Annotated in this window: 7 protein-coding genes; 4 read left to right on the forward strand and 3 right to left on the reverse strand. The window is 33.2% G+C overall.

Going from position 1 to position 8,112, the window contains the following annotated elements; all coding sequences use genetic code 11:
- The first annotated feature begins 4 nt into the window (after window positions 1-4).
- Together CRS_RS07170 and CRS_RS07175 are read left to right on the forward strand one after the other, a co-directional pair.
- Window positions 5-2,659, forward strand: a complete 2,655-nt coding sequence (locus CRS_RS07170) for a DUF4365 domain-containing protein (protein ID WP_142723381.1) — start codon at window positions 5-7, stop codon at window positions 2,657-2,659.
- A 119-nt stretch (window positions 2,660-2,778) separates the two neighbouring features.
- On the forward strand, window positions 2,779-4,905 hold the full coding sequence (locus CRS_RS07175; protein ID WP_142723382.1) for a type IA DNA topoisomerase: 2,127 nt from the start codon (window positions 2,779-2,781) through the stop codon (window positions 4,903-4,905).
- 390 nt (window positions 4,906-5,295) lie between these two features.
- Here the strand turns inward: CRS_RS07175 and CRS_RS07180 are convergent, their stop codons facing one another.
- Window positions 5,296-5,787 (reverse strand): hypothetical protein, encoded by a 492-nt coding sequence (locus CRS_RS07180; RefSeq protein WP_142723383.1) that lies wholly within the window; start codon window positions 5,785-5,787, stop codon window positions 5,296-5,298.
- A gap of 198 nt (window positions 5,788-5,985) precedes the next feature.
- Window positions 5,986-6,837: an AraC family transcriptional regulator gene (locus CRS_RS07185; protein WP_142723384.1), complete on the reverse strand. Its 852-nt coding sequence runs from the start codon at window positions 6,835-6,837 to the stop codon at window positions 5,986-5,988.
- Between the two features lie 229 nt (window positions 6,838-7,066).
- Here CRS_RS07185 and CRS_RS07190 point away from each other — a divergent pair, with 229 nt between their 5' ends.
- Together CRS_RS07190 and CRS_RS07195 are read left to right on the forward strand one after the other, a co-directional pair.
- On the forward strand, window positions 7,067-7,489 hold the full coding sequence (locus tag CRS_RS07190) for a PaaI family thioesterase (protein ID WP_142723385.1): 423 nt from the start codon (window positions 7,067-7,069) through the stop codon (window positions 7,487-7,489).
- 118 nt (window positions 7,490-7,607) lie between these two features.
- Window positions 7,608-7,952, forward strand: coding sequence for a phage holin family protein (locus CRS_RS07195; RefSeq protein ID WP_142723386.1), 345 nt, complete (start codon window positions 7,608-7,610; stop codon window positions 7,950-7,952).
- Between the two features lie 65 nt (window positions 7,953-8,017).
- On the opposite strand, the gene CRS_RS24800 is transcribed toward CRS_RS07195, so the two are convergent.
- Entirely contained in the window at window positions 8,018-8,110 is a 93-nt protein-coding gene (locus tag CRS_RS24800) for an IS3 family transposase (RefSeq protein ID WP_373995763.1), read from the reverse strand.
- Window positions 8,111-8,112: the final 2 nt, after the last annotated feature.

Here is an 8,112-nt window from a genome sequence, read left to right on the forward strand (position 1 = left end):
AGCGATGAAAAAAGACAATAGATATATCAGAAAAGAAGCGAATGGATTACTTACTAGTCAGCTAAGGCGATTGTTTTTAAATAAAAATATGAGATTAGGAGAGAATCCATCAACTGCAGATGAAGATATGGGTATAGATTATTTTTTTGAGGTTCTAGATGATACTATTTCACAAGAACCTAAGCACTTATTTTTATTCTATAATCAAAATAAAGGTACGGATAAAGAAATAAAAAAAATTAAAACAAAATCTCATGAACATTTTGGGAAAATTCCTTTTACAATATCATTGAGACATGCTGAATATTTTTATAATGAGTTGGAAGAAGGATTATTATTTACTTTGTGTGATATAAATAATAAAAATATTTATTGGTATGATATTCAAAATGATCCAATGCTACCAGAAAGAATGTTGGAACAAAAGGCTGAAGGACATAGTTTTATACAAATCTATATTCCCGCAGATAATTTACTAGGCGAAAATACTTTTGAAAGATTATTTAAACAAATAGACTATGCAAAGTATAATCAGATACGGAAAAAAAGAATTGTTAAAAAAGATATTACTGCTGATTATTCAAAAACAAAAATTACTGATAGTAATATTCTAAATGAGATTTTGCATACTTTAAAACTATTTGAGGGAATAAAAGTATTACCAACAAATGTAATATCTCAACTATATCCTTTTAAAGGAAGTGACAAAACATTTTTTAATGACTGGGGTTTTTACACAGATAATGAAAAGTTTTTTGATTTTATGGATTCAATTGTTATAAATAGAAATAAGTTAGAGTCTTCAGAAAATTTAGAATATGAGAGTGATAAATTAAGAGAGGTTATTAATTTTTTTCAATATAATAAAATATCACACATAAGATGGTCAGGAAGTAATAGTAAAAATCAAATTTGCATACATAAATTATATGATTCATCTAAATGTGATTGTGAGCGATGTAATTTAGAAAATCTTAATTTTGTAAGAACTAAGGAGCTTTTAAGAGATCATAAATCTGATTCTAAACAAGATTTAATGAGAAAAGGTTATACTTATTACTTAATGGGTGACTATATTAAATCAAGTAAAATTTTTTTAGAAGTTTATAATGATGCAAATAAAACAATTAACCCAATAAATTATACAATTTCAAAATATAATTTAATTAAACTTAGAGGTTTTATTAAGTCGTCTTATTATGGTGATGATAAACATGAGATACTTGAAAAAATAAATGATTTGGAATTTGATGATGATGAAAGATTCATTAAGAAAAACGCACCTCATTTTGTAGATATTTATAAGAACATTAAAGAAATTCAGTTTTATGATGATGTTGAAAATAAAATAAATAATTGTTTTTTAGAAATCCAAAAAATACATTACAGAGATAGTAATGGAGGAGGCCAGTCAATTGACTCTTATTATAAACTAAAATCTAGTTTTTTAAGATTTAACTCTTATATAGAGCATAATTTTATAATTTTCAACTCTTACCAAGAATATATTGATATATCAAAAAAGGTTTTAGAAAGTTTATTTATTCTCTATTCTTTAAAAAATCCAAATTCTGAAAAATATGAAATATTTGAATGGTATGCTATAAAGGTTTTAATTTTTAATGTTAATGAAGAGTTTATAAAGTATCTTTTCAACAGATATGCAATATCTAATCTCAAGGTTTATGAAAATGTATTATTTAAAATAAACGAATTATTAGAGAACCTCTTATTTTCGTATGATGAACTTGCTGACCAAATTGATATTTTTAAACCTTTAAGGTTAGAAAAAATAATTAATAATTTGGTTATGATTTTAAGCATAATAGATATAGAAAATAAAGAAAAAGAAAAGTTTATTTTAAAAATTTTAATAGCTTCTAAAAAGCTTTTAAAGCTTAATTTAATACCTTATGATGGATTATATTTCTTTGTTGAAAAGGTAGATGTAAATAAAAAAACTCTTAAAAAAATACTGGATTTATTTATTTTAAAGGAGTATAAAGGAATAGGATTTACCTATATACTAGATAAGTATGTGAAAATATGTTCAGCAGATGAAGTTGAACAACTTATAAAAGATATATTTAATATTTCTGAAATTACACAACTGGCAATGGGCCATGAATATTTTGATGATTTAGTTTATTCTCTAACATTAATAAATCATGATACAAAATTGGCTTTAAAGAAAATTTTGACTGAGAAATTACATGAAAATTTTGATGTCTTTTTATTTGAAACAGCAGTATTATATGAGCTCATTGATTTTGATATGGAAATGTTTGATACTTTTTTGTCACTCATTCCTGATATGTCGAATTTTGATGAAAGTAAAGTTTATTTTAGATCATATGAAAATATTCACTTATTGAAAGCTATTAATATTGCTTTCAAGTTCAAAGTAGATTTAATACAAAAAATCAGGCCACAATTACATAAAATATTTAAAGGAGAGAAAGCTTATTTTATTTGGTTAACAGATTTAGATAATTTTGATTATAAAGAATTTAATTCTTATTGGATTTTAAGAGGACGAACAAAATATTTTATAGAAAAATTCAAAAATTCAAAAAAGCTTAAAGAAGAGATTGTAAAATCATTAAAAAATAATTACGTAGAAGGAGTAGCCAAAATGTATTTTAAAGAATTAGTATGAGTTATCAGGAAAAGGGTGAAAATTAATTATTGAAATAATGATATTAAGTAACTATAGACAGCAATTTGCAATGTCAAAAAAAATCCCGATTTTTGCACTCCTTCAATAAACCCGAGTTCATGAAATTATGTATTGCCGAGAAACCCAGTGTTGCCAGAGATATCGCCAAAGTATTGGGCGCTACCACGCCTAAACAGGGCTATATGGAAGGAAACGGCTATTGCGTGACATGGACGTTCGGGCATCTTTGTACCCTGAAAGAACCTCATGATTACGGTCCACAGTTCAAATCCTGGAATCTTTTTTCACTACCCATTATTCCCAACAGTTTTGGAATCAAATTGATCCCGAATAAAGGCGTCGAAAATCAGTTTAAAGTCATTGAAAAATTGGTCGAAGAATGTGATGAGGTCATCAACTGCGGGGATGCCGGGCAGGAGGGAGAGCTCATTCAGCGTTGGGTATTGCAGAAAGCAAAATGCAATAAACCCGTTCAGCGTTTATGGATTTCTTCCCTGACGGAAGATGCGATCAAAGAAGGTTTTGCCAGTTTAAAACCTGCAGAAGATTACAAGAATCTGTATCTGGCGGGAAATGCAAGAGCCATAGGAGATTGGTTATTAGGAATCAATGCTACGAGGCTTTTTACAAAGAAATTCGGAGGAAATAAAGCCGTTCTTTCCATTGGAAGGGTGCAGACTCCCACACTAGCTATGCTTGTGCAGCGTCAGAAAGAAATTGATGCCTTTACCACTGAAGAATATTGGGAACTGAAGACCAAATACCGAGATGTTCTTTTCAGTGCAGCGATTGATCGTTTAAAGACTTTGGAACGTGCAGAAAAAGGATTGGAATATCTTAAAGTAAATCCATTTGAGATCGTCTCTTTCGAAATTAAAGAAGGAAAAGAAAAAAATCCACGGCTTTTTGATCTGACCGGACTTCAGGTGGAAGCCAATAAAAAATACGGATACTCTGCAGAAAATACATTGAATTATGTGCAGAGTCTTTATGAAAAGAAGCACGTAACCTATCCGCGTGTTGATACCACTTATTTATCAGACAGTTTATATCCGAAAATAGCAGGCATTCTTCAGAAAATGTATCCTTATCAGGATCTGATTGCCCCGTTGCTGGAAGCTCCGATTCCAAAATCAAAAGCTGTTTTCGACGATACCAAAGTAACCGATCACCATGCGATCATTCCTACGGAAATTCCGCCTTCTCAGAATCTGAGCAGGGAAGAAAAACTGATCTATGACCTGATTGCAAAACGTTTTATCGCTGTATTTTACCCGGAATGTAAAATTTCAAACACATTGGTGGAGGGAAAAGTAGGAACCATTCCTTTCAAAACCAGCGGAAGACAGGTTCTTGAAGCAGGATGGAGAGCCGTTTACGCTAAAGAACCGAAAGAAGAAACCTCCGATAAGGAAAAAGAAAAAGAGGAAGAACAGACCATTCCTGAATTCATTGTAGGAGAAACAGGCCCTCACGATCCGATGATCCATCAGGGAAAAACCACTCCTCCAAAACCCTATACCGAAGCAACACTGCTGAGAGCCATGGAAACAGCGGGAAAACAGGTGGAAGATGAAGAGCTGCGTGAGATGCTGAAGAATAATGGTATCGGAAGACCATCTACCCGTGCGAATATTATCGAAACTCTTTTCAAAAGAAAATACATTGAGAAGAAAAGGAAAAACCTCATCGCTACCCAAACCGGCATCCAGCTGATCGATACCATCGAAGATGAGCTGTTAAAAAGCCCGGAACTGACCGGAGAATGGGAATCCAAACTTCGTAAAATTGAAAAAGGCGAGTATGAAGCCAATCTTTTCAAAGAAGAACTGATCCAGATGGTGACAGAACTGACTGAAAAAGTGGTATACGGAAAAGGAAAAGTGATCACCCTTCAGGAAGAACAAAAAGAAGAAGTAAAAGAGAAGAAAAAAAGAGAACCTGCACAGAAAAAAGAACTTCAGTCCTGGGAAGAAACGAAATGTCCGAAATGTAAGGAACACAACCTGATCAAAGGAAAAACCGCAGTCGGATGCTCCGATTTCAAAAACTGCGGCTTTAAAATTACGTTCGAAATCTTTGGTAAAAAATTATCAGATAAACAGCTTTTAGACCTTGTTTTAAAAGGAAAAACTTCAAAATTAAAAGGCTTTACCACCCATCCGGAAGCCATCGCAGAAGGTGTCCTGACTTTAAGTGATGATTTTCAGGTACAACTTAGCTAGTTGTATATCTTATCCGTGATTCAGAACAAATAAATTAACCAGAATTATTGAGTGGAGAATACGGGATTCGGACCCGTGATCTTTTGACTGCCAGTCAAACGTGATCGTTTTGTATACGCTACCCCTATAGCTTAGAAAAAAACTCTAGCACCTCTGCGTTTTTCAACCAATCTATAGAGAGATTCCTACGGAATGACGAGCAGTACGGATAAACGAAGCTTCGTATTGGTCATTCCGCAGGAAACCCGCCTTGTTTTCTATACTTTCACAATATTTATACTGTTCACAAATACAGTAACTGAAGACGTAAAAATTCCCCTCATCCGGAGGGGTAGCAAAAATTCAGAGAATTTTGACGGGTGGTTTTACAATTTTTTGAATACCTTATCATCATGAAATTTCAAGATTCTCTTTCTTCTGCTTCATAAACTGAAAAACAGATCCCATGATAAAGAGCAGGAAAATGATAAGAAGAGTCTGCCCGATTACGGGATCTTTGATATCTTTAGCCAAAGGATGCCCAATCGGAACCCTTGTGAAAGTTTCATTAATGGTAGGAACTAAAGAGAGGAAAAAGCTGAATGACAGCAAGAAATTCTCAAAATATCTGGCTTTCGTGATTTCCTGTTTTCTTGAGAAAAGAAAGTACGCAACAGAGATTAAAGCAATGATAAACAATGAGAATACATGTCCTGCGTTGAAACCTCCGTTTTTTGAGATGCCCAACGCAGTAAGGGATGTAATGGCAGTGGCATAAAAATAGACTTTTCCCGATCGTTGTGCCAGATTGATTTTACCATATCTGATAAAACCTGTAATGCCCCCAATAAGGGCAGCGATACCGATAACGGTATGAAAAATTCCTAAACCTGATAGATTCATATTGATAGTATTTAAATTGATACATTCAGCTTCAGCAGCAGATGTATTTCTGTTCCCTGAAACCGATGGTACAAAGTTGCGACGGAAACGGCGGAATGATTTTGGGATTTAGTTCAAGTATTTGAGAGTTTGGTTCAACAGAAAAGGCATCTCTTATTGTAAAAAGGAACGCTCTGTAATCACATAAAATAGAGCCTGCTATTTTCTGTGTTTCTGACGATATGCAGATGGGGAAATATGATATTTATCGCTAAAGTTTTTTGTAAAAGTGGCAAGATCATTAAACCCGCATTCAAATGCAATATCGGTAATCCGTTCATCTGATATCAACAACAGCTCAGCGGCTTTTTCCAGTTTTTTGTTTCTGATATAGTTGGCAGGGGTATCATCATAGAGTTTTGCAAATTCCCTTTTGAAAGATGATACACTGAGATTGCTCTGCTCTGCAAGCTGTTCGATCGTGAGCTGTGAAAATAAATTGGCTTCAATGATCTGCTTAAAAGAATAAGTGGTAGGAGAGAAAAGCTGTGACAGAATCAACTGAACCGAATCCGCATTCTGTGACTGAGCCAGCAATAACATGATCTCCTTTAGCTTAAGAATTAATATATCTTCATTAATGAGTGAAGGATTTTCAAAATAAAAAAGGAGCCCTTCAACATATTTTTGAATCAGAAAATCATTACTTATTTTCTCGCTTGATTGGTTTGAAACGATATTGACAGGTTTTTGCAGCAATAAAGGAAGCTCTCTGTCATAGATTTTTTTAAGAATATCCGGGTAGAAAGTAACAACGACGATCTGACAGTTGTCCTCAGATTTTGAATGCTGAATATGTTTCCCAGAGCTGATACAGTTCAGAAACAGAGAATAATTTGCAGAAATATCAAACTCCTGCTCGTCCGTTTTATAATGAAATTCACCGTTAATAACATAGAGAAAACAGGCCTGCTCTGAAACCGGAAAATCATATCTGAATGGTGCTTTCAAATCAATTTTCTGGATCAGGGTTTTTCCGAATAATTCATGTTTTTTGTAGTCATTCAGCATAATGAAAGGAATTTGTTTTTGGCTTCAATGATTTGAAAGTTAAATAAATTTTCATTTTGATTTTAAGAGGTAAACAAAGCTTATCTTAATAGTCTTAACGTGTAAATTAAATTTAAACAATAAAGTTTAAACCGTCTAAATATAAAACGTTATCATGCCGGATATTTTTTGCTTTTTTGACTTTACCTGTTTAAATGAATGTTTAAATTTACAGATAAATTCAAATTTCATGACACCAGAAAAAAAGAAACTTATTACAGACAGCTTCAACCGTTCGGAAACCTTACAGTTCTACAAAGCTGAACTGCTGGAAGTAGATACCGACTTTATATCGATGAAAATTCCTAAAATGGAAATGATGACTAGAAAGGCAGGAATGTTCAATGGAGCAATGATAGCCTCTCTGGTGGATGTTTCTTCAGGATACGCAGCCGTGAGCCATTATCCTGAGGACTGCTATGTAGTGACCGTTGAACTGAAAGTGAATTATCTTCGGCCTGCAATGGGAGATGCTCTGGTGTCGAAATCTTATGTCATCAAAGGTGGAGGCAAAATCGTTGTGGTGAGGACAGAAATTTATGTTCAGACTGAAGGTTCTGATTCAGAAAGTCACGTAGCGACCTCATTAGTGACCATGATGAAAATAAAATAATTGACAAAGGGAAATATATAATAAAATATTCCTTTAATAAAGGGTTTGGTAGAATTATTTATTCCAAAATGGAATGGCTTTTGCTCCTTACACCCCATAAATATTAAAAAATAACTCAATGAACTTAATTATCCGATTATTTGTAACAGCGATTGTAGCTTATCTTTTAACCAAAATTTTACCGGGAGTACATTTTGAAGGATTTTCTTCAGCCATTATCTTTGCTATTGTGCTTGGGGTTCTTAACATATTTGTAAAACCTATCTTAAGCCTTTTCGGCCTTCCGTTAACAATCCTTACTTTAGGATTCTTTGCCTTGGTGATCAATGCCGGAATCATCCTGATTGCAGACTATTTCATAGACAGCATGGTTGTAGATGGCTTCTGGTGGGCATTTATCTTCAGTATACTATTGTCCGTTGTAACTTCTCTTGCGAACTCGATGTTCTCAGATGGAGATTAATGAAAACATACCATATGGAAATAAAAATCCGCTCGTCTAGACTGCACCCAAAAGTTTAGACAAAATTAAACAATATTATTATATGAAAGAGTTCGGTACTGTACCGGACTCTTTCCTTTTAGATTAAGTCTTATCCTGTCGTTATTGTAATAATTGATAT

The sequence above is a fragment of the Chryseobacterium sp. ON_d1 genome (genome assembly GCF_006829085.1).
Lineage (GTDB): Bacteria > Bacteroidota > Bacteroidia > Flavobacteriales > Weeksellaceae > Chryseobacterium.

Bases quoted from the DNA above. Each gene is read 5' to 3' on its own strand.
- CRS_RS07185 (WP_142723384.1), bottom strand. From the start codon at position 6,837: ATGCTGAATGACTACAAAAAACATGAATTATTCGGAAAAACCCTGATC.
- CRS_RS07170 (WP_142723381.1), top strand. From the start codon at position 5: ATGAAAAAAGACAATAGATATATCAGAAAAGAAGCGAATGGATTACTT.
- CRS_RS07195 (WP_142723386.1), top strand. From the start codon at position 7,608: ATGAACTTAATTATCCGATTATTTGTAACAGCGATTGTAGCTTATCTT.
- CRS_RS07175 (WP_142723382.1), top strand. From the start codon at position 2,779: ATGAAATTATGTATTGCCGAGAAACCCAGTGTTGCCAGAGATATCGCC.
- CRS_RS07180 (WP_142723383.1), bottom strand. From the start codon at position 5,787: ATGAATCTATCAGGTTTAGGAATTTTTCATACCGTTATCGGTATCGCT.
- CRS_RS07190 (WP_142723385.1), top strand. From the start codon at position 7,067: ATGACACCAGAAAAAAAGAAACTTATTACAGACAGCTTCAACCGTTCG.